Here is a 22,412-nt window from a genome sequence, read left to right as displayed (position 1 = left end):
TATGCAAAAGGCTGACGCTGTTTATCCGGACCAGGCGCAAACAGAAATCTGTAGCAAGTATGGAATGCCTGTGCAACCGCCCGAAGAGATGGTCGCGATCGCTATTGACTCGCTTGGCAAGTCGCCGATTTATGGCACAAGAGTTCAATTGCCGGAAGACGGCAATATCAGCTGGTTTATTCACTGTGGTGAGTTCTCTGACGCGGATGACTTCTACAAGCCTGTCCATGTTCACCACCTGAGTGAAATGTTGCCTCAGGTTGTGAATTATCTTTGTCTGCCCACTGGCGCAAAATTCATCATCGATACAGCCGGCTATGAAGATGTCTGGATGGCTGAGTAAGGAGTATTGAAGCCGGTTCACCACCGGTTTCGCGTTTGATTGATCCCGTGGATCAATTGGAATATCAGCGGCTTGGTCAAAGGAGTGACAACATGAAAGACGCCATTCGCTTGGGCGACTCCACCACTCACGGTGGCAAGGTCCTCGAAGCCTTCTCCCGGACTGACCTCAATGGCAAGCCGATTGCCGGTGTCGGTCACAAGGTCAGTTGCCCGTTGTGCAAAGGGATATTCCCGATTGCCGAGGGCAGCAGCACCTACACCGTCGATGGCACGCCCATCGCGCTCGATGGCATGAAAACCGCCTGTGGCGCTGCGCTGATTGCCAGTGGCCCGAAGGGTGCGGTCGTCAGCTGAGTGCTGTAATGCCGCTGACGGAGAGCCAGCGGCGTGGCGTTTGACCTTAGTGAAGAAATGTAATTTGAATGCAGTGGGCGGTAGCGGCTGCGGAGGAAGGCAATGACGTCAGGGTTTTCAAGCGAACTCAGAACTCTCTCCGCCAGAGATTTACAACGTTATCCCTCAACTGTAATTCAAGGGAGGGCAGCATCACGTCACCGTCACACTTGGACTCCCGTTCAAGTGTGACGGTGACAAAAGCAAAGCCCAGGGACGAAAGGGCGAAGTGTTGACGTGAGGTCAATACCAGAATCTGGAAGCGAGCCTGCCCGCGGAATTGGCGCATGCGCACCTGCCGGCCACGGCTTCTCAAGCCAGCAACTGCGCGATCCATTCAGCCTGTCGCGTGATCTCTCGTACCTTCGCCTCGGGCAAAGCCTGCTGCGCCCGGGCGAACTGACCGAGGGTCTTTTGCTTTTCGTTCAGTATGCGTTGCCACTTGGCCAGAAACTCCGGACTGCGTGCCTGCATCTGTAGCGGGCCGAAGTACAGTTCCTGGTCGGAATAGCTCACCGGTTCGGCGCGTTCGGCGACGATGATTTCGTAGTCGAAGCGGTTTTCCCGCAGCACTTCTTCACTGAGGATGCGGTAGCCGTTTTCCATCAGCCACTGGCGCAAGGGTTGTTCACCGCCGTTGGGTTGCAGGATCAGACGTTCCTGGCCGTTGAGGTGAGCCTTGCCGCTGTCGAGGATGTCGCGGATGGTTTCACCGCCCATGCCGCAGACGCTGACGGCGGTGATGCCGTCGTCAAGTTTGATTGCTGCCAGACCATCGGCCCTGCGCACACAGATGTGCTGCTGCAAATCGTTTTCGCGCACAGTGCGTTCAGCCGCGTGGAACGGCGTCGCCGCAACCTCGCCAGCCACGGCCGCGCTGATCAAACCACGACGCATCAGCGCCACCGGCAGATAGCCGTGATCCGAGCCGATATCCGCCAGTCGCGCACCGGCAGGTACGTGGGCAGCCACCCGCTCGAGGCGCATGGACAATGTCTGTTCGTTCAACGGCAACCCCTTGATGGCAGGCAAAGGGGTGCGACTCTGGCGAGCAACGCCGGGCCTGTCAAATCCCGGCGACGGAATTCGATGGCCCATTGGCCGCGCTGAACGGCCAATGGGCGCTGAGGCTTAGCCAGCCAACGTTGCGTTGTCGATCACGAAACGATATTTCACATCGCCCTGGAGCATGCGCTCGTAGGCATCGTTGATCTGGTCGGCGCGGATCAGTTCGATGTCGGAAACGATGCCGTGCTCGGCACAGAAATCGAGCATTTCCTGAGTTTCGGCAATGCCGCCAATCATCGAACCGGCAATCGTGCGGCGCTTCATGATCAGGTTGAACACGTTCGGCGACGGGTGCGAGGTGGCCGGCGCACCGACCAGCGTCAGGGCACCATCACGCTTGAGCAGCACCAGAAAAGCATCGAGATCGTGCGGCGCGGCGACCGTGTTGAGGATCAGGTCGAAACTCTTGGCGTGTGCGGCCATTTCTTCCGCGTTGCGCGACACCACAACCTCATCGGCGCCCAGCGCCTTGGCTGCTTCACGCTTGGATTCAGAGGTAGTGAACGCGACAACGTGGGCACCCAGAGCGTGAGCCAGTTTGATGCCCATGTGGCCAAGGCCACCGATGCCAACCACGCCGACTTTCTTGCCCGGTCCCGCATTCCAGTGACGCAGCGGCGAGTAGGTGGTGATGCCCGCGCACAGCAGCGGTGCGACGGCGGCCAGTTGCGCTTCAGGATGACGGATACGCAACACGTAGCGTTCATGCACAACGATGTTTTGCGAATAGCCGCCCAGCGTCCAGCCCGGTGCATCCGGAGTCGGGAAGTTGTAGGTGCCGATCATGCCGTCGCAGTAGTTTTCCAGCCCGTTTTCGCAGTCATCGCAATGTTTGCAGCTGTCGACGATGCAACCGACGCCGACCAGATCACCGACCTTGTAGTCCGAAACATGGGCGCCGACGGCCGACACGCGACCGACGATTTCGTGTCCCGGTACGCAAGGAAATTGTGTCCCGGCCCATTCGGCGCGTACCTGGTGCAGGTCGGAATGGCAGATGCCACAGAACGCGATGTCGATCTGCACATCATGGGCGGCCGGCGCGCGGCGGTTGATCTGCATCGGCTCAAGGGGTTTGTCGCCCGCGTGGGCGCCGTAGGCTTGTACAAGCATGGGAACATCCTCGATCGGTTTGTCGTAAGGCATTGTTTCTTTTTCAGCGCTGCGGGCACTAGTGCATTCCTGTGCGATCCTTGCCTGATCCTGTGCGTTGTTGTGACATTGCGCGGACAGACGCTCGTGGCGTTTGCAGGTAATCTCCCGGTTCACTGACGACAACAAAATCAAAACAGGAGTCATTGATGCAACCAATCCGTCTCGGTCTGGTGGGCTACGGCAAGATCGCCCAGGATCAACACGTCCCGGCAATCCTCGCCAATCCCGCTTTCCAGTTGGTCTCCGTCGCCACCCAGGGCCAGCCTTGCCCCGGTGTCGAAAATTTCCGTTCGCTGAGCGAGCTGCTGGAAAACGGCCCGCAGGTTGACGCGATTGCCTTCTGCACGCCGCCGCAAGGTCGTTTTGCGCTGGTGCAGCAAGCGCTGGCCGCCGGCAAACACGTGCTGGTGGAAAAACCACCGTGTGCCACTTTGGGTGAGGCATTGGCCTTGGTTGATCAGGCAGCAGAGCAGGGCGTCAGCGCCTTGTATGCCTGGCATTCACGCTATGCGCCCGGTATCGAAGCGGCTCGCGACTGGCTTGCCTCGCGAACGCTGCAAAGCGTGCAGATCGACTGGAAAGAAGACGTGCGCAAATGGCACCCCGGTCAGACCTGGATATGGCAACCCGGCGGTCTCGGCGTATTTGATCCGGGCATCAATGCCTTGTCGATCGTCACCCATCTGCTGAAGCTGCCGCTGTTTGTCGAATCGGCTGAGCTGCGCGTACCGAACAACTGCCAGTCGCCAATCGCTGCGTCGATCAAAATGGCTGATGCGCATCAACTCGATGTGCGTGCGGAGTTCGACTTTGACCATGGCCATGATGAGCTATGGAGTGTCGAAGTTCGTTGCGCTGAAGGCGTGTTGCGCCTGGATAACGGTGGTGCGCTGTTGAGCATTGACGGTGTGCGCCAGGCGGTGTCGGAGGAGGGTGAGTACGCAGCGGTGTATCGGCATTTTCAGCAGTTGATTGGCGACAAGGCCAGTGACCTGGATGTGCAGCCGTTGCGCTTGGTGGCGGACAGTTTCTTTGTCGGCAGTCGGGTGTTGGTTGAGGCGTTTTACGATTAGTGCGGCGGGCAACGTAACCGGTCAATCGCTCTTTACTTTTTTTGCCTTGCCGACGCTCTATTGAAGGCAGAACTGCGGGAACTGAAAAGCTCCCGCAGTCTGAATTTCTACTCAGCGATTGGCTTCGGCCAGACCCGCCTCAATGAAACGTACTGAGCTCTCCATTGCCTGTTGACCTTCTGGCAGCATGGCAGAGTAGAAGTGCCAGGCGTGGAACATGGCAGGCCATACCTCGAGATTGACCCGGACACGGTTGTCCGCCAGATGGGTGGCAAGCCGCATCGCGTCACTCAGCATCAGCTCGTTCTCGCCAATCTGAATCAGAATGGGTGGGAGTCCAGTGACGTCCGCGAAAACCGGCGATGCCAGAGGATGGTTGGCCAGTGTCTCGCCAAGGAATGTTCTGGCAAGAATATCCAGAACAGGCTTGGAATTCAGCGGATCCAGGCCCTCACGGTTGCTCATAGAGGCGCCGGTGTGTTCGAGATTTGCCCAAGGCGAGATCGAAGAACCCACCGCAGGTAACGCAAGCCCTTTGGATTTGGCCGCCACCATCACGCTTACTACCATTGCGCCGCCAGCCGACTCGCCGGAAAACGCGATTTTTTCAGCCGGGATTTTCTGCTCAAGCAACCATTCGTAGGCGCGCAGTGTGTCGTCGATGGAGGCGGGGAATTTGTGCTCCGGGGCCAGGCGGTAGTCAGGCATGTATACACGAGCACCCAGCATTTTCGCGTAGTTGCCACCAATGCCGTGGTAGCCATCTGGACGGCCGACAATATACGCCCCGCCATGGATGTACATCACAACTGCGTCGGTCTTGACTTCATCGGGTGTCACCAGGGTCCCTGGAACACCGCCCATGTCGACTGCTTCGAACCTGACGCCGGTGGGCGCTGGATTTTGCGCGAGCATTCTTGCGTAGGAGTCGCGGATATCGCTCATTTTCGTGGTGGTATCAATGCCTTTGAGGACAGGTACCAAATCGTTCAGGCTGTTGGCCCAGGTTTGAACGGCTGCTTTTACTTTCGTATTCATGGTGATCTCGATTGAAGGAGGGCGTTGGATTAGCTAATTGAGATACTATTCTCTTGATTGGGGAATAGGGTTCCCCATAGCGAGTGCCGGGGCGCCCGAACGTTGATCGAGTGAGGAAGTATGGAAATTCATAACCTGAACGACATCGCGGCTTTTGTGAGTTCTGTAAAAGCCGGAAGCTTTACCGCAGCTGCCAAGCAATTAGGTCTCACTCGTTCGGCAGTGGGTAAATCGATTGTCAGGCTGGAAGCTCGATTGCAAGTGCGGTTACTCAACCGCACAACCCGCAGTCTGAGCCTGACGGACGACGGTCAGGTCCTTTACGAACGCTGTGTTGGCATCCTTCAGGATCTTGACGATGTCGAGGATGCACTGGCGTTTCGTCGCTCGACACCCAGTGGGCGATTGCGTATGAGTCTGCCGGTCGCACTGGGTAGGCTTCACGTTCTCCCGCATATCGAGTGCTGTCTGAAGGACTGGCCTTCGCTAAGTGTCGACGTTACGTTTTCCGACCGACTGGTAGACCTCATTGATGAGGGGTTTGATCTGGCCATGCGAATTGGCCCGCCCAAAGAGGATTCTCGATTGCTGACACGCACCGTGGCGTACCAGCAGATGATCACCTGTGCTTCACCCCACTATCTGGCTGAGCATCCACGGCCGCAAACGCCCGAAGAACTGTCCACGCACGAATGTCTGCATTTCGTCAGCGGGGGACGATTACTTCCATGGAATTTTCGAGTAGACGGCCAAGCGGTTGCCTTTACTCAAGGTGGGCGGCTACAGATGGACAGCGCGGAAGCGCTGCATGAGTGCGCGATGGCGGGCTTGGGTATTGCGACACTGCCGTCGTACGTAGTGAGCCACCAACTACGCAGCGGCAAGCTTGTTCAACTGCTCGAAGAATACGCTGAGGCCGCAGAACCCATCCGGATCATCTATCCCAGCAAACGACATCTTTCGCCCAAGATCCGCCTGTTCATCGATAAGCTTTTAGACGCGTGGTCTCCTTGTCCGCCGTGGGAACAATGTCTGGTTGATGATATTGGCGCTGTATGAAAAGGGGAGCTGATGCTCCCGGCGGAACGGCTAGTTGCAATGTTGTCAGGAGCGCTGATAGAAGCGTTACAACCGATCACTTGAGGGCAGACGCTCAATCGCATCGGCACCCGCTGTTCAGAAACGATCGAGTCTGAAGCGTTCATCTGCCGTCAGATCAGTCACCTGATACGTCGTTGCCGGCAAAGCCATCCGCACCACCATCTCCGCCGTCACCGCCGCCTGCGTCAGCCCCAGATGCTGATGCCCAAAAGCAAGCAACACCTTGCCCTCACACACCCGATCAATCACCGGCAACGAATCCGGCAACGACGGTCGAAAGCCCATCCACGGCGTCGCCGCTTCAGCGCTCAGATCCTTGCGAAACAAGCCCTGACTCAACCGATGCAACTGCCACGCGCGTTCCATCCTCGGTGGTTTTTCCAGACCGGCGAACTCGACGGTGCCCGCCAACCGCAACCCCTCGGACATCGGCGTCATGATGAACTTGCGCTCCAGCGAGGTCACGGGGAAGGGCAGTCGGTCGTGTTCCTGGGGCAGCATCAGGTGATAACCGCGCTCGGTGTCTAGCGGTACTTTTTTGCCGGTGAGGGCGGCGGTGAGTTTCGCCGAATGTGCGCCACAGGCGATCAGCACGCGGCGTGCAGTCAGACCGCCATTGCCGGTGGTCAGCGTCACCCCGTGCTCTTGCACATAGCCACCCTGAACCTGCTGCTGTACGAAGCTCACGCCGCTGGTCTTGGCCGCTTCGACCAATTCACACACCACGCGATACGGGTCGATGAAGTGCCCGGTGCGTGGGAAGAACAAGCCGCCCTGAATCTGTTCGCTGAGTTGCGGCGCGGTGTCGCGGATGGCGCCGGCCTGCCAGTAATCGACCGGCACCTGCTGCTGATGCAGTCGAGCCTGTAATGCCTGGATTGCCTGACGCGATTCGGGACGTTCGAACACCAGTAACGAACCATCGATCTTCAGCAGGTCCGGCCGCTGGATGTCGGCGAGCAAGCGCTGCCAGGCCTCCAGACTGCTTTCATTCAGGGCGCGCAAGCCTGCCACAGTGTTCTGAAACGGCGCCGGGCGCAGGTTCAGCAGCAGGCGGGTGAACCATGGCAAGGCGCGCGGCAGGTATTTCCAGTCCAGTCGCAACGGTCCCATCGGATCCATCAGCATGGCCGGCAGGCGCTTGAGGATGGACGCGTCGGCAATCGGAAACACCTGCTCGGTCGCCAGATGCCCGGCGTTGCCGAACGAGGCGCCGTGGCCGGGTGGCTGCTGATCGATCACCACCACGCGCAACCCTTTGCGAGCCAGACGTAGTGCGCAGGCGACGCCGATGATGCCGGCGCCGACCACGGCGATGTCGTGGGAGACGTTATTCGCCATAGTGCTGCGCTTCCCTTTGCCCATCGAGCAGACGCCGCAATTGCAGCGGATTGGCCTGCTTCAGTGCGGTCGGCAACAGGCTGTCGGGGAAGTCCTGATAGCAGACCGGGCGCAGAAAACGCTGGATCGCCGCTGTACCGACGGATGTCGTACGCGAGTCGGAGGTGGCCGGGAACGGCCCGCCATGCACCATTGCGTCACACACCTCGACCCCGGTGGGCCAGCCATTGATCAGCAAGCGACCGGCCTTGCGTTCCAGTGTTGGCAGCAGGGCGCGTGCCTGTTCCAGGTCTTGGTCATCAAGGTGCAACGTGGCGGTCAACTGGCCTTCCAGGTGTTCGCTGACCTGACGGATTTCAGCTTCACTTTCGCATTGCACAATCAACCCAGCTGCACCGAAGGCTTCGGCTTGCAGGCGGTGATCGGCGAGAAAGTCGGCGGCTTCGGTCACGAATACATGGGCCTGACATTGGTTCGGGCCGTTGCCGGTCTGACCAACACCGGCGATGTTCGCACTGGCATTCTCGGCCAGTGCATTCACGGCAGATTCGTAAGCACTGAAGATGCCCGGTGTCAGCATGGTCTGTGCCGGGCTGCGTTGAATGATCTCGGCGGTGGCGGCGATAAACTTGTCCAGTGCCGGTCCTTTCAAGGCAATCACCAAGCCCGGATTGGTGCAGAACTGGCCCGCGCCCAGCGTCAGCGACGTCACAAACCCTTCAGCCAACGCCTGCGTGCGATTCTCCAGCGCCGCCGGAAACAGCAGCACCGGATTGATCGAACTCATTTCCGCGTACACCGGAATCGGTTCGGGTCTGGCCTGCGCCGCTTGAATCAACGCCAGACCGCCGCTGCGCGAGCCGGTGAAACCCACTGCTTTGATCCGTGGATCAGTGACCAGCGCAATGCCCACTTCGCGGCCGGAACCGTACAGCAACGAGAACACGCCTTCCGGCAAACCACAGGCTTTCACCGCCCGCGCCACTGCGCGACCGACCAGTTCGCTGGTGCCGGGATGCGCACTGTGCGCCTTGACGATCACCGGACAACCGGCGGCCAGTGCCGATGCGGTGTCACCGCCCGCGACTGAAAACGCCAGCGGAAAATTGCTCGCACCAAATACCGCGACCGGCCCCAGTGCAATCTGCCGTTGACGCAGATCCGCGCGCGGCAGCGGTTGACGTTGCGGCAGCGCGCTATCGACACGCACATCCAGCCATTCACCGGCGCGAACCGTGCGGGCGAACATTCTTAATTGCTGGCAAGTACGCCCGCGTTCGCCCAGTAACCGTGCACGCGGCAGACCGCTTTCGGCATGGGCACGGTCAATCAGTTCATCGCCGAGGGCTTCGATTTTCTCGGCAATGCTTTCCAGAAATTCGGCGCGGACATTTAGGGTAGTTTCGCGATAAACATCGAACGCTGCCCAAGCCAGAGCACAGGCCTGTTCGACATGCTCCGTCGATCCTCCGGCATACGCCGGTTCCAGCGCTTCATTCGTGGCCGGATTGATCCCGCGAATAGCCTCGCGATTACCCGCAACCGAGTGCAGCCCGATCAGCATGTGGCCCGTCAGAGTCATGGTGTCTTCCTGAGAAAAAGGGAAATGCCTGCCGCGTAGCGCAACGCATCGCGGCAGGTGAGGAGGCGTTGATCAGGCGAAGTTCTGTTCCGCCGACCAGTTCTCGTACCAGTGACGGAACAGCGAATACTGCTTCTCGGCATAACGCCGTTGCGAGTCGCTCAATGCATCGGTTTCGTTGAAATGCAGGGTGTATTCCTTGTCGCCGTTGAGCACCATCAGGTGCTTGTAATACAGCACCAGATCGCAGCCTTCATCGAACGACGACAGCACTGCCAGCGCCGATTCCAGCTCCCGCGCCTGACGACGGGCCTTGGCATCTCCTTGTGCGGCCTTCTTGCTCAGTGCCACCAATTGCAGCACTTCGCGGGGCAGGGCGTTTCCGATACCGGTGATCGCGCCGGTGGCGTTGCAGTTGACGAAACCGTGCACCACTTGTGTATCGACGCCGACCATCAGCGTCACGTCTTCATCTTTGGAGGTGATGTTTTCGGCGGCGTATCGCAGATCGGCGCCACCGCCGAATTCCTTGAAGCCGATCAGGTTCGGGTACTCGCGACGCAGTTCGAAGAACAGGTCGGCGCGGGTGGCGAAGCCGTAGTACGGGCTGTTGTAGATCACTGCTGGCAGGTTCGGCGCGGCTTGTAGAATCGCGGCGAAGTGGGCTTTTTGCGCGGTGACCGATGCGCCACGGGACAGCACGCGGGGAATCACCATCAAACCCTGCGCGCCGACTTTCGCCGCGTGGGCTGCATGGGAAACCGCTTCGCGTGAGTTCACTGCGCCAGTGCCGACAATCGTTGGAATCTCGGCAGCGACCAGACGCGCCACGCCTTCCTGCCGTTCAGCCTCGGTGAGCAACGGCCAGTCGCCCATCGAACCGCAATAAACCACGGCGCTCATGCCGATATCGATCAGTTCGCGACCCTTGGCCACCAACGCGTCGAAGTCCGGTTTGCGCTGGGCGGTGCACGGGGTCATCAGGGCCGGCATGCAACCGGTGAAGATGTTGTCGCTCATTGTTTTAACTCCTTGGCACATCATTCAAATTGCGGTGAAAAGTCTGCGCGGAGGCTCAGATGCCCCACGCGAACGGGTCTGCTTCGTCGATCAGCAAGGTGCTGTCGGCGGTCATGTAAGCGCGGCCGGTGATGAACGGGCGGACTCGTTCGCCGTCCCACTCGAAGCGGCCTTCGAACTGGCTGCCGGTGATACTCGCCTGCACCCAGGTTGCGCCGGGTTGCAGCTTGTCGTCGGCGGCCAGACAGGCGAGTTTGGCGCTGGTGCCGGTGCCGCACGGTGAGCGGTCGTAGGCTTTGCCGGGGCACATGACGAAGTTGCGGCTGTCGGCCCGATCGTCATCGGCAAACAGTTCGATGTGATCGATGACGGCACCGTCCTCGCCGAAAATGCCTTGGTCTTCGAGGGCTTTGAGCATCGCCCAGGTGTAAGCGGTGAGGTGTTCGACGTTGTCCATGGTCAGCGTCTGGCCGTGCTCGGAGACGAGGAAAAACCAGTTGCCGCCGTAAGCGATATCGCCCAATACCTGACCGAATCCCGGCACATCCACCGGTACCTGTTTGCGGTGGCGATAAGCGGGGACGTTGCCCAAGGTGACGGTCCCGTCCTCATGCAACGTGGCGCTGACCGGGCCGACTGGCGTATCGATCTTGTGGATGCCCGGTTGGATTTTTCCCAGATACTGCAACGAGTTGATCAGGCCGATGGTGCCGTGGCCGCACATGCCCAGATAACCGGCGTTGTTGAAGAAAATCACCCCGCACGTGGCGTCCGGCGAGACCGGCGCGCAATACAACGCGCCGACCAATACATCGTTGCCGCGCGGTTCCAGCAGGCAGGCGCGGCGCCATTGATCATGCTCAGTGCGCAGCGCATCACGTTTTTCCACCATGGTGTTGCCGGGCAGATCGGGGAAGCCGTTCATCACCAGGCGCGTCGGTTCACCGCCGGTGTGGGAATCAATGACGTGTAGTTCTTTCATGGATAGATTCCTTTAGGTGATTTCAGTAGGCGCCGGCAGGGCGCGCAGCCACGGTCGAGGCGGGGGCGGCGACTTCGCTTTCCTCATCGTCCTCTTCCAGACGCAGCAGATGCGCCGGTACACCGGTCGCTGCGCCCCAGTAATAAATGCCGGTGGCGCAAGCAGCGACGACAATCGTGTCGAACGGGTGGGCGAGGATGCCGAGTCCGCCAAAGGTGCCGAGTTTCGACAGCACGATGGTTACTGCGTAGAAGGCGATCAACCACGCAGAGGAACGCACTTGGCTGGCCAGATTGAGGTGAGCGGTCGGCACAAAACGACCGCACAGCAGATACACAACGAACATCAGGATTTGCAGGCCGAGCAGCCACGACACAGTGTTCCAGCCCGACCAGTAGACAATCAGCGCGGCGATGATGAATGACACCGGCCCGAGCACGCCCATGCATTTGACCCGGAACGGCCGTGGCATGTCTGGCGCATTGCGGCGCAGCGCGGCTACGGACACGGGGGCCACGGCGTAGCTCAACACCAGCGCGGCGGAGACCACGTTGATCAGGGCTTCCCAGGACGGGAACGGCAGGGTCCAGAACACCGACAGGGCAAAGGTCAGCCACAGCGCCGGACGCGGGATGCCGGACTTTTCATCGATGTGGGTGAAGACTTTGAAGAAGGTCCCGGTCTGCGCCCAGCCATAGATCACTCGCGGGGTGGCGTTCATGTAGATGTTGCCGCAGCCACTCGGCGAGATCACCGCATCGGCGACCACCAGATAGGCCAGCCAGCCCACACCCAGTGCCAGTGCGATGTCGCGGTACGGCAGGGAAAATTCCTTGCTGATCCCGGCCCAGCCATTGGCGAGCATTTCGGTCGGGATGCTGCCGAGAAAGGCCATTTGCAGCAGCACATAAATCAACGTCGACAGCAGCACCGAGAGGATCAGCGCGATGGGAATGGTGCGCTGTGGATTCTTCACTTCACTGGCCACCGAGATGATCGGCGTGAGCCCCAGATAAGCGAAAATCACACCGCCCGCCGACACCGCCATTTCGATACCGGACAAGCCGAACGGGGCGAAACCTTGTACTTGGAAATTCGCCGGTTTGAAGAAAGTGAACAGCACGCCGATCACCAGCAGCGGCACGATGAACTTGAACACGCTGACCAGATTGTTGGCCTTGGCGAAGGTCTTTACGCTGCGGTAGTTGAGCAGGAAGAACACACAGAGCAGGCCGAACTGCACCATCCAGCCGAGGATCGTCGGATCGCCGCTGCCAGCCTTGGTCAGCTCGGGAAACCACGCTGCCGCGTATTGGCGCGAGGCAACCACCTCAATCGCCACCAGACTGGAAAACGCAATCAGGGTGATGAAGCCCATCAAGTAGCCGAGCAGCGGCCCGTGGGAGTAAACCGGATAACGCACCACGCCGCCGGCACGCGGTAACGCGGCGCCCAGTTCGCAATAAACGATGCCCAGCAACAACACGGCAAAACCGCCCAGCAGCCAAGAGAAAATCCCCGCCGGCCCGGCAATGGCGGACACATGACTGGCCGCGAACAACCAGCCGGAACCGAAGATCGCCCCGAGCCCGATAAATGTGAGGTCGATCAGTGAAAGCTGTTTTTTGAACTTGCCTTGGCCTGACATGGCATCGCCTTCTTGTGAGTTATTGGATAGGCAGTTGTGTCACTGGGACGGCCAGACTTTGAACTCATCGATGGTGTGGCGATTGATGTTTTGCGGTGGCTTCGATGACGAAATCAGCACAATCGCACTGGCGAAACGTGGCCCTCGACAGGTCTTGAGCGATGCTGCAATCTGCACGCGAAGGCCGCATGGCGGGCGCTTCGTCCATCCACGTTACGAGAGGAATCTTTGATGCAACAGGCGTTTTCGATCCTGTCTCAAGGCATTGATGGGCATCGCCCGCAGACACTGGAGGAGTTGTTGGCCGGTGCGGCATTGTTGTTGCCGATGCTCGATGTGATCCCTAACGCGGCGATTTTCATCAAGGATGTGCAGGCCCGTTACGTGCTCGCGAATCGCACGCTGGTGCAGCGCTGTGGCTTGAAGGATTTACGCCCGTTGCTCGGCAAAACCAGTGCGCAAGTTTTCCCGGCGCAACTCGGGCCGGGCTACACCGAGCAGGATCGCAAGGTGCTGGAGGAGGGCTTTGTGCTGGAGGATCAGCTCGAACTGCATCTGTATGGCAGTCGCGAACCGGGTTGGTGCCTGACTCACAAGCAGCCGCTGTACAACCGTGACGGGGTGATCATTGGCCTGGCGGGGATTTCCGTGGACCTGCAATCGGCCAGTGAAACGCACCCGGCATTCGAGCGGCTTGCGGCAGTCGATGAGCACATCCGCGCGAATTTCAATCGACGCGTGACCCTCGGTGAACTGACGCGCATCGCCGGTATTTCAGTCGCGCAACTGGAGCGCTACTGCAAACGCGTGTTCCACCTGACGCCACGGCAGATGATCCAGAAAGTGCGGCTCGAACACGCGCACCGATTGCTGCATACCGACTTGCCGATTACCGATGTGGCGCTGCAATGCGGCTATACCGATCACAGCGCCTTCACTCGGCAGTTCAAGGCCTCTACCGGGTTTACGCCGCGCGAGTATCGGCAGGCCACCTCACCCTGATGAAATGGTATTGAAGCGCTATGTAGGAGCTGCCGAAGGCTGCGATCTTTTGATCTTGATCTTAAAAAAAAATCAAAAGATCGCAGCCTTCGGCAGCTCCTACGAGGGAGTTAAGCCAAGACAGTCAGCCATGCCGAGAGCAGCAGTAACAAGGCAAGCGTCGCGTTCATCCGCTTGAACGCTTTCGGCGATCCCATCAACCGCGCGCTGCCCACACCCAGTAACGCCCAGAACGTCATGCACGGCAGCGACACCAACAGAAATGCCAGCGACAACACCAGCAGCCGCAAGGTCTTGTCACCACCGCCGACAAACACGCTGACCACCGCCACGGCCATCATCCACACCTTGGGATTGACCAGTTGCAGCATGGCGGCGCCCAGCACGCTGAAACCTTCTTCCTGCGTATCCGTCGGGTCCAGCGATGGCGGCGTGCTGCGGAAGATCTGCCACGCCAGCCAGCTCAACCAGAGCACACCGCCCCAGGCCATCGCTTGCTGCACGCGCGGGTAGCGCAGCAAGGTTTCGCCGGCACCGAGGCCGACCACCAGCACTATCAGTGCCGCCGCCGCGCAGGCGCCAAAAATGATCGGCAGCGTGGCGAGCAAGCCTTGGCGCGAACTGTGGCTCAGCACCAGAATATTGGTCGGCCCCGGCGTGATCGAGGCAACGAAAGCAAACAGCAGAAAGGGCAATAACGACGCCATGGGCGGATTCCTTGGAAGTAAACACAGGAAGCCATGATCGCCAGTCGTTGTGGGTCAGTCTGGAAGGTTTGAGCAGCGCTTGCGGTAGTCGGCAGGGGTGAGTTGATAGGCTCGGCGGAACCACCGCCCCATGTGACTCTGGTCAGAAAAACCGAGCACGCTGGCGACCTGCGCCGGCGTTTCACCCCGGGCCAGTAACTGCCGCGCCTTTGCCAGGCGCAACTGGATAAGGTACGCATGCGGCGCCAGGCCAAAAGCCGACTTGAAGGCGCGGCTGAGACGAAAACGGTCCACGCCGCAGACCCGCGCGAGATCATCGAGACCGATATCTTCATAGGTGTGCGCGTGCAGATAATCCCGCGCCATTTGCGCCACCAGCGGCAAGCGCGGATCGAAGTCTTGCCGCTTGCGCCAAGCGAGATGGCACGTGAGCGAGCTCAGCAAACCATCGACGGCGGTCTGACGGACGATGCGCAGATCACCGTCATGCAACGCATGGAAAGCGTGACTGATCGCTGTGGCCAGGCGCGGGTCCTGGCTCAGCGTGTCGGCAAAACCGGGCTGGCTGTCGGACGGTGCGTCTTCGAACAGCGCGTGCAGTTCACGCTCCAGCCAATGTGGATCGAGGTAGAGCATCGAATAGGTGAAACCTTCCTCGGTCGGCGCTTGCCCATCGTGGATTTCCCCGGGCTCCAGCAGGAACACGTTGCCCGGCGTACTGCGATGGCGCACGCGGCGACAATTAAACTGCTGCACACCTTGCTCGGTGACGCCCACGAGGAAGCTGTCATGCCAGTGCGGATCGTAGGCATGGCCCTCAAAGTGAGCGCGAATCGATTCAATCCCGGTGTCGACATCCTGGGACAGCTCGATCCAGTTGCGTTTATCCACGAAGGCTCCAGTGTTCGCCATTGAAAGGTGCGGCCCCATAAAATACCGCGCAATGGTGAAGGGCGTTTAGAAGATTTGTGCAGGTGAGGGGGCTAGACTCTGTAGGTCTCGACCCCTTTGCCGGCAGGTGGAATGCGATGATTAACCGATGCTCGTTCTGGGGCATGCTCACCCTGATCGGTCTTAGCCTGACGCTTGGCGCAGGCTGCTCCAGCCGAAAACACTATCCACCATCCGGTGTTGGCGATGCCTGCTACGCCAAAGCCTTGCCGTCGGTCGGCGAGGGCGGTCTGGCCTGGGGCTCCAGTTTGAACATGGCCCGGCAGAAATCGATGAACAACTGCATCCGTTATGCCGGGCGCTCCGGGGGCACGCCGAACACCTGTCAGGTGGTCTTGGCCAAGTGCAAATAGCTTTCTGTTGACATGGTTGCTTGAGGCAAATATATAGTTGCTTTAAGCAATTAACTGAGCATTTGCCATGTCCAGCAGCCATCTCCTCCAGCAAGCCGACGTTGTACGCGGCTTCAACCGCTTCTACACCCATCAGATCGGCGTATTGCAGGAGCATCTGCTGCAAAGCGACTACTCGCTGACTGAGCTGCGCATCTTGTATGAATTGGCCTCGCGCGGTGACCTGACCAGTGCCGACCTGCGCCAGATGCTCGGCCTGGACGCCGGCTACATGAGCCGCATCATCAGCGGTTTCGAAAAGCGCGGCTTGATCCAGAAAGTGCCGTCGCCCACGGATGCCCGCGCTGCACAATTGCACTTAACCGATTTGGGCCGTGAAATCCTGATTCCGCTGGAAAAGGCCTCCCGCGAACAGATCGTCGCCATGCTCGAGCGATTGTCTGAACCGCAGCAGAAACAACTGATCGGCGCCATGACGCTGATCCAGACACTGCTGCAAGGCAACAAAGACTCAACCTACGTATTACGCGATCCGCAGCCCGGCGACATGGGTACGGTGATGCAACAACAAGCCGCGCTGTATAGCCGCGAATACGGCTGGAATTCGGAGTTCGAAACGCTGGTGGCCGAGGTGGTCGCCAAGTACCTGCGTGATTACGACCCGACGAGCGAGCGCTGCTGGATTGCGGAAAAGGACGGCAAGGTCATCGGCTCCGTGTTCATCGTCCGCCAGGATGAAACGACCGCCAAACTGCGCATGCTCTACGTCGATGCCAGCGCGCGGGGCTTGGGCATTGGCAGTCGTCTGGTCGAAGAGTGCCTGCGCTTTGCCCGGCAGATTGGCTACCAGAAAATGACCCTGTGGACGACCAGCAACCTGACGGCTGCACGCAAGATTTATCAGCAGGCCGGGTTTGAACTGGTGGAGGAAGAAGCGGTTCACAGCTTTGGCAAGGATCTGCTGAGTCAGACGTGGGCACGGGTGTTGTGATCTGATTTTCATCGGCGGATGCAGTGAAAGGGCAGACGAAAAAAAACCGCCTTTGCGGGGCGGTTCTTTTGTAAACCTTGGTTTGCGACCGAGGTTTGTTGCTTCACTAGCTGCTTTAACGTTCGCTCATGGTAGGAGTCTTTGTGCCCCCTTGCAAGGTTAAAGTTCGTATGGAACTGGTTGTTTGCGCTATTTCATTTGCAGAAAAAGCTGGCAGAAATAATGATTAACAAAACAGAAAATTACTTTTCCTGAAAGCCTTTGAATGAAGGTTATGATGCGGGCGCTCACTTGTTCGAGCAGCGGTGAGGCCAGGCTGGTGACTAAACGGTTTCATGCCCTTTGACACGGTTTTGCACCCGTGCCGGAATGATGTTTCGGAGGGATTTCAACCGGCCGCCTCACTAGCTGCTTTAACGTGCAGGCTGAAGGCAAGCATGATCCGGTAAGTTTGCCGGAGGTTTGGCCCCCAGCCCTGGAGGCCAAAACGTATGAAGCTTTTGCTGCGTACGCTGAGCCTTGTATGGAGATTGTTTAAAGCCTTTCGCTTTTACGAGTTCCTGCGAGACCACTTTGACGACCTGAAGTAACGGCCGTTGAAGTGGGAGAAGCCCGTTTCAGTTTCGACTGAAACGGGCTTTTTTTGTTTTATAAAACTGTCATAAGTAGGATTTTTCTGTGTCGGGTTTTTTTGGCGTGTAGGGCATTTCTTCGGCAAGTGTAGGCGTTGTTCAAACCACTCTGTAGTCCGCAAAAAGCGTTCGATTATCGAGCACCCAAACCTTCGTCCAATTGCCCACTCTGACACTCCGGCGTACTGTGGCTCGTGATGCCTGAATCCCCGTGATCCCAAAAATAACGACAACAACGAGCAACGCCCCATGGACAGCCATCTGCTGAGCGATCGCAGCAGCGTGTTCCGTCACGCTGACCCTTATGCCGTCTCCGACTACGTCAATCAGCACGTCGGCCAGCACTTCATCGGCCTGTCCAGGACCACCCACCCACAAGCCAGCCTCAACCACCGCAAACTCGCCGATCTCGATCTGGCCCGCATCAGCTATGGCGGCAGCGTGCGCGTGACCTCCGTGGCGCTGGAGACCGTTTACCATCTGCAAGTGCTGCTGCAAGGCAATTGCCTGTGGCGCGGGCACAAGCGCGAACAGCATCTGGTGCCTGGCGAGTTGCTGTTGATCAACCCGGATGATCCGGTCGATCTGACGTACTCGGAAGACTGCGAGAAATTCATCCTCAAGGTGCCGGTCAGCGTGCTTGAATCGGTGTGCGACGAGCAGCGCTGGCAGCACCCCTCCAGCGGTATCCGTTTCCTGCGCAATCACTATCGGCTCGATGAGCTGGAAGGTTTCACCAACCTGCTTGCGATGATCTGTCAGGAAGCCGAGGCCAGCGACCCGTTGCTGCGGGTGCAGGAGCATTACGCGCAGATCATCGGCAGCAAACTGATCTCGCTGATGAGCACCAACGTCAGCCGTGAGTGCCTGAATGCGCCGAGCGTCAGCTTCGAGCGCATTCTCGATTACATCGAACGCAACCTTAAACTGGATTTGCCCGCCGAACATCTGGCCGCACAGGCGAGCATGAGCCCGCGCTCGCTGTACACCTTGTTTGAACGCCAACTGGGCGTTACGCCGATGCAATACATCCGCCAACGCAAGCTTGCGCGCATCCACGCCTGCCTCAGCGATCCGAGCTGCCCGGTACGCAATCTCACCGAACTGGCCCTGGACTACGGCTTTCTGCACCTCGGCCGTTTCTCCGAAAGCTATCGCCAACAGTACGGCGAACTGCCGTCGCAGACCTTCAAACGCCGCCACTAAAACACTGCGCTAAACCCCCCTCTGAAACACGCCGAATCACCTGCCGCGCCGTCCTGCACAAAATGGATAGCGATCTGCAGGATTCGGCTATTGCCCCGTGCATCGCCTCCCTAATCTGACCTGGCCTGAACAATAACAATGGAGGCCCCGGCCATGTCCCTGGGAATCGACTACCTCAATGCCATGCTTGAAGAAGACAAGGAGAAGGGCGCCTATCGCTGCAAGCGGGAGATGTTCACTGATCCGCGGTTGTTCGAACTGGAAATGGCGCACATCTTCGAAGGCAACTGGATTTACCTCGCCCACGAAAGCCAGCTCCCCAACAATAACGATTTTCTGACCACCACCATGGGCCGTCAGCCGATTTTTATCGCGCGCAACAAGGACGGTGTGCTCAACGCGTTCCTCAATGCCTGTAGCCATCGCGGCGCCATGTTGTGCCGGCACAAGGCCGGTAACCGTTCCAGCTACACCTGCCCGTTTCACGGCTGGACGTTCAACAACAGCGGCAAACTGCTCAAGGTCAAAGACCCGAGCGAAGCCGGCTACCCGCAAGGTTTCAACTGCGAAGGCTCCCATGACCTGAGCAAAGTCGCGCGTTTCGAGTCCTATCGCGGCTTTCTGTTCGGCAGCCTGAATGCCGATGTGAAATCACTTGCTGAACATCTGGGCGAGTCGGCAAAAATCATCGACATGATCGTCGACCAGTCGCCAGAAGGCCTGGAAGTGTTGCGCGGCTCCAGCTCGTATATCTACGAAGGCAACTGGAAACTCACCGCCGAAAACGGTGCCGATGGCTACCACGTCAGCTCGGTGCACTGGAACTACGCCGCCACACAGAACCAGCGCCAGCAACGCGAAGCGGGTGAAGCGATCAAGACCATGAGCGCCGGCAGTTGGGCGAAGAAAGGCGGCGGTTTCTACTCGTTCGATCACGGCCATCTGCTGCTCTGGACCCGCTGGGCCAACCCCGAAGACCGTCCCGCCTACGAGCGTCGCGACGAACTGGCCCGGGATTTCGGTCAGGCCCGTGCCGACTGGATGATCGAAAACTCGCGCAACCTGTGCCTGTACCCCAACGTGTACTTGATGGATCAGTTCAGTTCGCAGATCCGCATCGCCCGGCCAATCTCGGTCGACAAGACTGAAATCACCATTTACTGCATCGCTCCCAAAGGTGAGAGCGCTGAAGCGCGGGCCAAGCGCATTCGTCAGTACGAAGACTTCTTCAACGTCAGCGGCATGGCTACGCCGGATGACCTCGAAGAGTTCCGCTCGTGCCAGACCGGTTATGGCGCCGGGCGCGGCTGGAATGATATGTCCCGTGGTGCCACTCACTGGGTCGAAGGCGCCGATGCCGCGGCCGAAGAAATCGACCTCAAACCGCTGCTCTCCGGCATGCGCACCGAAGACGAAGGCCTGTTCGTGCTGCAACACAAGTACTGGCAGGAAACCATGCTCAAAGCCGCTGCCACCGAACCACAACTGATCCCCGTGGAGGCCGTGTGATGAGCAACCTCTACGACAGCGTGCGCGATTTTCTCTACCGCGAGGCGCGTTTTCTCGATGACGGCCAGTGGGATCAATGGCTGGAACTGTACGCCGCCGACGCCACTTTCTGGATGCCGGCCTGGGACGACAACGACACGCTCACCGAAGACCCGCAAAGCGAAATCTCGATGATCTGGTACGGCAACCGTGGCGGCCTCGAAGATCGCATCTTCCGGATCAAGACCGAACGCTCCAGCGCGACCATTCCCGACACCCGCACCTCGCACAACCTGAGCAACATCGAAATCGTCGAACAGGGCGAAGGGCAGTGCCAGGTGCGCTTCAACTGGCACACCCTGAGCTTTCGCTATCAGGTCACCGACAGCTATTTCGGCAGCAGTTTCTACACCCTCGATCTGCGTGGCGAACAGCCGCTGATCAAGGCCAAGAAAGTCGTGCTGAAAAACGATTACGTCCGTCAGGTCATCGACATCTACCACATCTAGTCGACACGGCGAGGTGCACCATGAATTTCCAGATTGCGCTTAATTTTGAAGACGGCGTCACCCGTTTCATCGAAGCCGGCGGCCATGAAACCGTGGCCGACGCGGCATATCGCCAAGGCATCAACATCCCGCTGGACTGCCGCGATGGCGCCTGCGGCACCTGCAAATGTTTCGCCGAGGCCGGGCGGTACGACATGGGCGACAACTTCATTGAAGACGCCTTGAGCGACGACGAACTTGCGCAAGGCTATGTGCTGACCTGCCAGATGCGCGCCGCAAGTGATTGCGTCGTGCGAGTGCCGGCCGGTTCGCAGGTGTGCAAGACCGAACAAGCGAACTTCCAGGCATCGATCAGCGCTGTCCGGCAGTTGTCCGAAAGCACTATCGCGCTGTCGATCAAGGGCGAAGCGCTGAGCAAACTGGCGTTTCTGCCGGGCCAGTACGTCAATCTGCAAGTGCCGGGCAGCGAACAGACCCGCGCTTATTCCTTCAGCTCATTGCAGAAGGACGGCGAAGTCAGTTTCCTGATCCGCAACGTGCCCGGTGGCCTGATGAGCAGCTTCCTCACCGGTCTGGCCAAGGCCGGCGACAGCATGAGCCTGGCCGGGCCGTTGGGCAGCTTCTATCTGCGCGAGATCAAGCGGCCGCTGCTGTTGTTGGCGGGCGGCACCGGCCTGGCGCCGTTCACCGCGATGCTGGAAAAGATCGCCGAGCAGGGCAGCGATCATCCCGTGCATTTGCTCTACGGCGTGACCAATGACTTCGATCTGGTCGAACTCGATCGTCTCGAGTCCTTTGCCGCACGGATCGCCAATTTCAGCTTCGGCGCGTGCGTGGCCAATCCGCAGAGCGCGCATCCGCTCAAGGGCTACGTCACCCAGCACATCGAGCCGCGCCACCTCAATGAAGGCGACGTCGACGTGTACCTGTGCGGCCCGCCGCCGATGGTCGAAGCGGTCAGCCAATACATCCGCGAGCAGGGCATCACCCCGGCGAATTTCTACTACGAAAAATTTGCCGCTGCGGCTGCCTGAAATCCTTTTTCGAGGTTGTCATGAACAACAGATTCTCCAACAAGGTCGCGCTGGTCACCGGCGCGGCGCAGGGTATCGGCCGCCGTGTGTGCGAACGCCTGTTGCGCGAAGGCGCGCAAGTCGTCGCCGTCGACCGCTCCGAGCTGGTTCACGAGCTGCAAGGCGAGGGCGTTCTCGCACTGACCGCTGACCTTGAGCAATACGCCGATTGTGCGCGGGTGATGGCCGAGGCGATCAACACTTTCGGCCGACTCGACATCCTGATCAATAACGTCGGCGGCACGATCTGGGCCAAGCCCTTCGAGCATTACGAAGTCGAACAGATCGAGGCTGAAGTGCGCCGCTCGCTGTTCCCGACGCTGTGGTGTTGCCACGCCGCGCTGCCGTACATGCTCAAGCAAGGTCGTGGCGCCATCGTCAACGTTTCATCGATTGCTACCCGCAGCGTCAATCGCGTGCCGTACGGCGCGGCCAAGGGCGGCATCAATGCGCTGACCGCGTGCCTGGCCTTTGAAAACGCCGAGCGCGGTATTCGCGTCAACGCCACCGCCCCGGGCGGCACCGAAGCACCGCCCCGGAGGATCCCGCGCAATGCCGCCGAACCGTCGGCGCAGGAGCAGGCCTGGTATCAGGAGATCGTCGCGCAAACCCTCGACAGCAGCCTGATGAAGCGCTACGGCAGCCTCGACGAACAGGTCGGCGCGATCCTCTTTCTCGCCTCCGACGATGCTTCTTACATCACCGGTGTAACTCTGCCGGTTGGTGGTGGCGACCTCGGTTGATTACTTTTCAA

22 protein-coding genes are annotated in these 22,412 nt (G+C 59.2%); 12 read left to right on the top strand and 10 right to left on the bottom strand.

Annotated elements, in window-relative coordinates; translation table 11 throughout:
* The first annotated feature begins 1 nt into the window (after position 1).
* Complete coding sequence (locus tag VY732_RS17395) at positions 2 to 343, top strand: immunity protein Imm33 domain-containing protein (RefSeq protein WP_116029673.1); 342 nt, start codon at positions 2 to 4, stop codon at positions 341 to 343.
* Positions 344 to 435: 92 nt separating this feature from the next.
* Positions 436 to 699 (top strand): PAAR domain-containing protein, encoded by a 264-nt coding sequence (locus VY732_RS17390; RefSeq protein WP_011333757.1) that lies wholly within the window; start codon positions 436 to 438, stop codon positions 697 to 699.
* Positions 700 to 1,050: 351 nt separating this feature from the next.
* Here VY732_RS17390 and VY732_RS17385 read toward each other — a convergent pair whose 3' ends face one another.
* Positions 1,051 to 1,746: a tRNA (adenine(22)-N(1))-methyltransferase gene (locus VY732_RS17385; RefSeq protein ID WP_302471966.1), complete on the bottom strand. Its 696-nt coding sequence runs from the start codon at positions 1,744 to 1,746 to the stop codon at positions 1,051 to 1,053.
* A 123-nt stretch (positions 1,747 to 1,869) separates the two neighbouring features.
* Complete coding sequence (locus tag VY732_RS17380; RefSeq protein ID WP_331691294.1) at positions 1,870 to 2,919, bottom strand: NAD(P)-dependent alcohol dehydrogenase; 1,050 nt, start codon at positions 2,917 to 2,919, stop codon at positions 1,870 to 1,872.
* Between the two features lie 188 nt (positions 2,920 to 3,107).
* Between VY732_RS17380 and VY732_RS17375 the strand changes: the two genes are divergently transcribed.
* Entirely contained in the window at positions 3,108 to 4,034 is a 927-nt protein-coding gene (locus VY732_RS17375) for a Gfo/Idh/MocA family protein (protein ID WP_331691293.1), read from the top strand.
* A 111-nt stretch (positions 4,035 to 4,145) separates the two neighbouring features.
* Here VY732_RS17375 and VY732_RS17370 read toward each other — a convergent pair whose 3' ends face one another.
* A complete protein-coding gene (locus VY732_RS17370) occupies positions 4,146 to 5,072 on the bottom strand; it encodes an alpha/beta hydrolase (RefSeq protein ID WP_331691292.1) in 927 nt (308 codons plus the stop codon).
* Between the two features lie 120 nt (positions 5,073 to 5,192).
* On the opposite strand from VY732_RS17370, the gene VY732_RS17365 reads away from it, so the two are divergent.
* On the top strand, positions 5,193 to 6,131 hold the full coding sequence (locus VY732_RS17365) for a LysR family transcriptional regulator (RefSeq protein ID WP_331691291.1): 939 nt from the start codon (positions 5,193 to 5,195) through the stop codon (positions 6,129 to 6,131).
* Between the two features lie 117 nt (positions 6,132 to 6,248).
* On the opposite strand, the gene VY732_RS17360 is transcribed toward VY732_RS17365, so the two are convergent.
* The 5 genes from VY732_RS17360 to VY732_RS17340 form a co-directional block, all read right to left on the bottom strand.
* Positions 6,249 to 7,514: an NAD(P)/FAD-dependent oxidoreductase gene (locus tag VY732_RS17360; RefSeq protein ID WP_331691290.1), complete on the bottom strand. Its 1,266-nt coding sequence runs from the start codon at positions 7,512 to 7,514 to the stop codon at positions 6,249 to 6,251.
* Positions 7,504 to 9,096 carry an aldehyde dehydrogenase (NADP(+)) gene (locus VY732_RS17355; RefSeq protein ID WP_331691289.1) on the bottom strand — a complete coding sequence of 531 codons (1,593 nt, stop codon included), beginning with the start codon at positions 9,094 to 9,096 and terminating at the stop codon, positions 7,504 to 7,506. Before VY732_RS17355 ends, VY732_RS17360 begins: the two co-directional genes overlap by 11 nt.
* 72 nt (positions 9,097 to 9,168) lie before the next feature.
* Positions 9,169 to 10,116, bottom strand: a complete 948-nt coding sequence (locus tag VY732_RS17350; protein WP_331691288.1) for a dihydrodipicolinate synthase family protein — start codon at positions 10,114 to 10,116, stop codon at positions 9,169 to 9,171.
* Between the two features lie 55 nt (positions 10,117 to 10,171).
* A complete protein-coding gene (locus tag VY732_RS17345) occupies positions 10,172 to 11,098 on the bottom strand; it encodes a 4-hydroxyproline epimerase (RefSeq protein ID WP_331691287.1) in 927 nt (308 codons plus the stop codon).
* Positions 11,099 to 11,120: 22 nt separating this feature from the next.
* Positions 11,121 to 12,746 (bottom strand): APC family permease, encoded by a 1,626-nt coding sequence (locus VY732_RS17340; RefSeq protein ID WP_123593318.1) that lies wholly within the window; start codon positions 12,744 to 12,746, stop codon positions 11,121 to 11,123.
* Between the two features lie 231 nt (positions 12,747 to 12,977).
* Between VY732_RS17340 and VY732_RS17335 the strand changes: the two genes are divergently transcribed.
* On the top strand, positions 12,978 to 13,748 hold the full coding sequence (locus VY732_RS17335; protein WP_123593317.1) for an AraC family transcriptional regulator: 771 nt from the start codon (positions 12,978 to 12,980) through the stop codon (positions 13,746 to 13,748).
* 110 nt (positions 13,749 to 13,858) lie between these two features.
* Here VY732_RS17335 and VY732_RS17330 read toward each other — a convergent pair whose 3' ends face one another.
* Complete coding sequence (locus VY732_RS17330) at positions 13,859 to 14,455, bottom strand: LysE family translocator (protein WP_331691286.1); 597 nt, start codon at positions 14,453 to 14,455, stop codon at positions 13,859 to 13,861.
* Between the two features lie 54 nt (positions 14,456 to 14,509).
* The gene (locus VY732_RS17325) at positions 14,510 to 15,346 is read right to left on the bottom strand and encodes an AraC family transcriptional regulator (RefSeq protein ID WP_331691285.1); all 837 of its coding nucleotides are present in this window, start codon (positions 15,344 to 15,346) and stop codon (positions 14,510 to 14,512) included.
* Positions 15,347 to 15,483: 137 nt separating this feature from the next.
* Here VY732_RS17325 and VY732_RS17320 point away from each other — a divergent pair, with 137 nt between their 5' ends.
* The 7 genes from VY732_RS17320 (at position 15,484) to VY732_RS17290 (ending at position 22,401) form a co-directional block, all read left to right on the top strand.
* Positions 15,484 to 15,759: a hypothetical protein gene (locus VY732_RS17320; RefSeq protein WP_212621750.1), complete on the top strand. Its 276-nt coding sequence runs from the start codon at positions 15,484 to 15,486 to the stop codon at positions 15,757 to 15,759.
* Positions 15,760 to 15,826: 67 nt separating this feature from the next.
* Entirely contained in the window at positions 15,827 to 16,750 is a 924-nt protein-coding gene (locus tag VY732_RS17315; RefSeq protein WP_077572488.1) for a bifunctional helix-turn-helix transcriptional regulator/GNAT family N-acetyltransferase, read from the top strand.
* An 881-nt stretch (positions 16,751 to 17,631) separates the two neighbouring features.
* Complete coding sequence (locus tag VY732_RS17310) at positions 17,632 to 18,588, top strand: AraC family transcriptional regulator (protein ID WP_331691284.1); 957 nt, start codon at positions 17,632 to 17,634, stop codon at positions 18,586 to 18,588.
* Between the two features lie 153 nt (positions 18,589 to 18,741).
* Complete coding sequence (benA, locus tag VY732_RS17305; protein WP_331691283.1) at positions 18,742 to 20,097, top strand: benzoate 1,2-dioxygenase large subunit; 1,356 nt, start codon at positions 18,742 to 18,744, stop codon at positions 20,095 to 20,097.
* Complete coding sequence (benB, locus tag VY732_RS17300) at positions 20,097 to 20,585, top strand: benzoate 1,2-dioxygenase small subunit (protein ID WP_331691282.1); 489 nt, start codon at positions 20,097 to 20,099, stop codon at positions 20,583 to 20,585. The genes benA and benB overlap by 1 nt, the downstream gene beginning before the upstream one ends.
* Positions 20,586 to 20,605: 20 nt before the next feature.
* Complete coding sequence (benC, locus tag VY732_RS17295) at positions 20,606 to 21,619, top strand: benzoate 1,2-dioxygenase electron transfer component BenC (protein ID WP_331691281.1); 1,014 nt, start codon at positions 20,606 to 20,608, stop codon at positions 21,617 to 21,619.
* A 20-nt stretch (positions 21,620 to 21,639) separates the two neighbouring features.
* Positions 21,640 to 22,401, top strand: a complete 762-nt coding sequence (locus VY732_RS17290; protein WP_331691280.1) for a 1,6-dihydroxycyclohexa-2,4-diene-1-carboxylate dehydrogenase — start codon at positions 21,640 to 21,642, stop codon at positions 22,399 to 22,401.
* Positions 22,402 to 22,412 lie beyond the last annotated feature (11 nt).

Origin of the sequence: Pseudomonas sp. ZY71 (genome assembly GCF_036542145.1) — a bacterium.
In the GTDB taxonomy this organism is placed as follows: Bacteria; Pseudomonadota; Gammaproteobacteria; order Pseudomonadales; family Pseudomonadaceae; genus Aquipseudomonas; species Aquipseudomonas koreensis_A.
This window is presented reverse-complemented; position numbering and strand designations above follow the sequence as displayed.

Coding starts and splice junctions, on each gene's coding strand:
- VY732_RS17395 (WP_116029673.1), top strand. CDS start 2: ATGCAAAAGGCTGACGCTGTTTATCCGGACCAGGCGCAAACAGAAATC.
- VY732_RS17390 (WP_011333757.1), top strand. CDS start 436: ATGAAAGACGCCATTCGCTTGGGCGACTCCACCACTCACGGTGGCAAG.
- VY732_RS17380 (WP_331691294.1), bottom strand. CDS start 2,919: ATGCTTGTACAAGCCTACGGCGCCCACGCGGGCGACAAACCCCTTGAG.
- VY732_RS17375 (WP_331691293.1), top strand. CDS start 3,108: ATGCAACCAATCCGTCTCGGTCTGGTGGGCTACGGCAAGATCGCCCAG.
- VY732_RS17370 (WP_331691292.1), bottom strand. CDS start 5,072: ATGAATACGAAAGTAAAAGCAGCCGTTCAAACCTGGGCCAACAGCCTG.
- VY732_RS17365 (WP_331691291.1), top strand. CDS start 5,193: ATGGAAATTCATAACCTGAACGACATCGCGGCTTTTGTGAGTTCTGTA.
- VY732_RS17360 (WP_331691290.1), bottom strand. CDS start 7,514: ATGGCGAATAACGTCTCCCACGACATCGCCGTGGTCGGCGCCGGCATC.
- VY732_RS17355 (WP_331691289.1), bottom strand. CDS start 9,096: ATGACTCTGACGGGCCACATGCTGATCGGGCTGCACTCGGTTGCGGGT.
- VY732_RS17350 (WP_331691288.1), bottom strand. CDS start 10,116: ATGAGCGACAACATCTTCACCGGTTGCATGCCGGCCCTGATGACCCCG.
- VY732_RS17345 (WP_331691287.1), bottom strand. CDS start 11,098: ATGAAAGAACTACACGTCATTGATTCCCACACCGGCGGTGAACCGACG.
- VY732_RS17340 (WP_123593318.1), bottom strand. CDS start 12,746: ATGTCAGGCCAAGGCAAGTTCAAAAAACAGCTTTCACTGATCGACCTC.
- VY732_RS17335 (WP_123593317.1), top strand. CDS start 12,978: ATGCAACAGGCGTTTTCGATCCTGTCTCAAGGCATTGATGGGCATCGC.
- VY732_RS17330 (WP_331691286.1), bottom strand. CDS start 14,455: ATGGCGTCGTTATTGCCCTTTCTGCTGTTTGCTTTCGTTGCCTCGATC.
- VY732_RS17320 (WP_212621750.1), top strand. CDS start 15,484: ATGATTAACCGATGCTCGTTCTGGGGCATGCTCACCCTGATCGGTCTT.
- VY732_RS17315 (WP_077572488.1), top strand. CDS start 15,827: ATGTCCAGCAGCCATCTCCTCCAGCAAGCCGACGTTGTACGCGGCTTC.
- VY732_RS17310 (WP_331691284.1), top strand. CDS start 17,632: ATGGACAGCCATCTGCTGAGCGATCGCAGCAGCGTGTTCCGTCACGCT.
- benA (WP_331691283.1), top strand. CDS start 18,742: ATGTCCCTGGGAATCGACTACCTCAATGCCATGCTTGAAGAAGACAAG.
- benB (WP_331691282.1), top strand. CDS start 20,097: ATGAGCAACCTCTACGACAGCGTGCGCGATTTTCTCTACCGCGAGGCG.
- benC (WP_331691281.1), top strand. CDS start 20,606: ATGAATTTCCAGATTGCGCTTAATTTTGAAGACGGCGTCACCCGTTTC.
- VY732_RS17290 (WP_331691280.1), top strand. CDS start 21,640: ATGAACAACAGATTCTCCAACAAGGTCGCGCTGGTCACCGGCGCGGCG.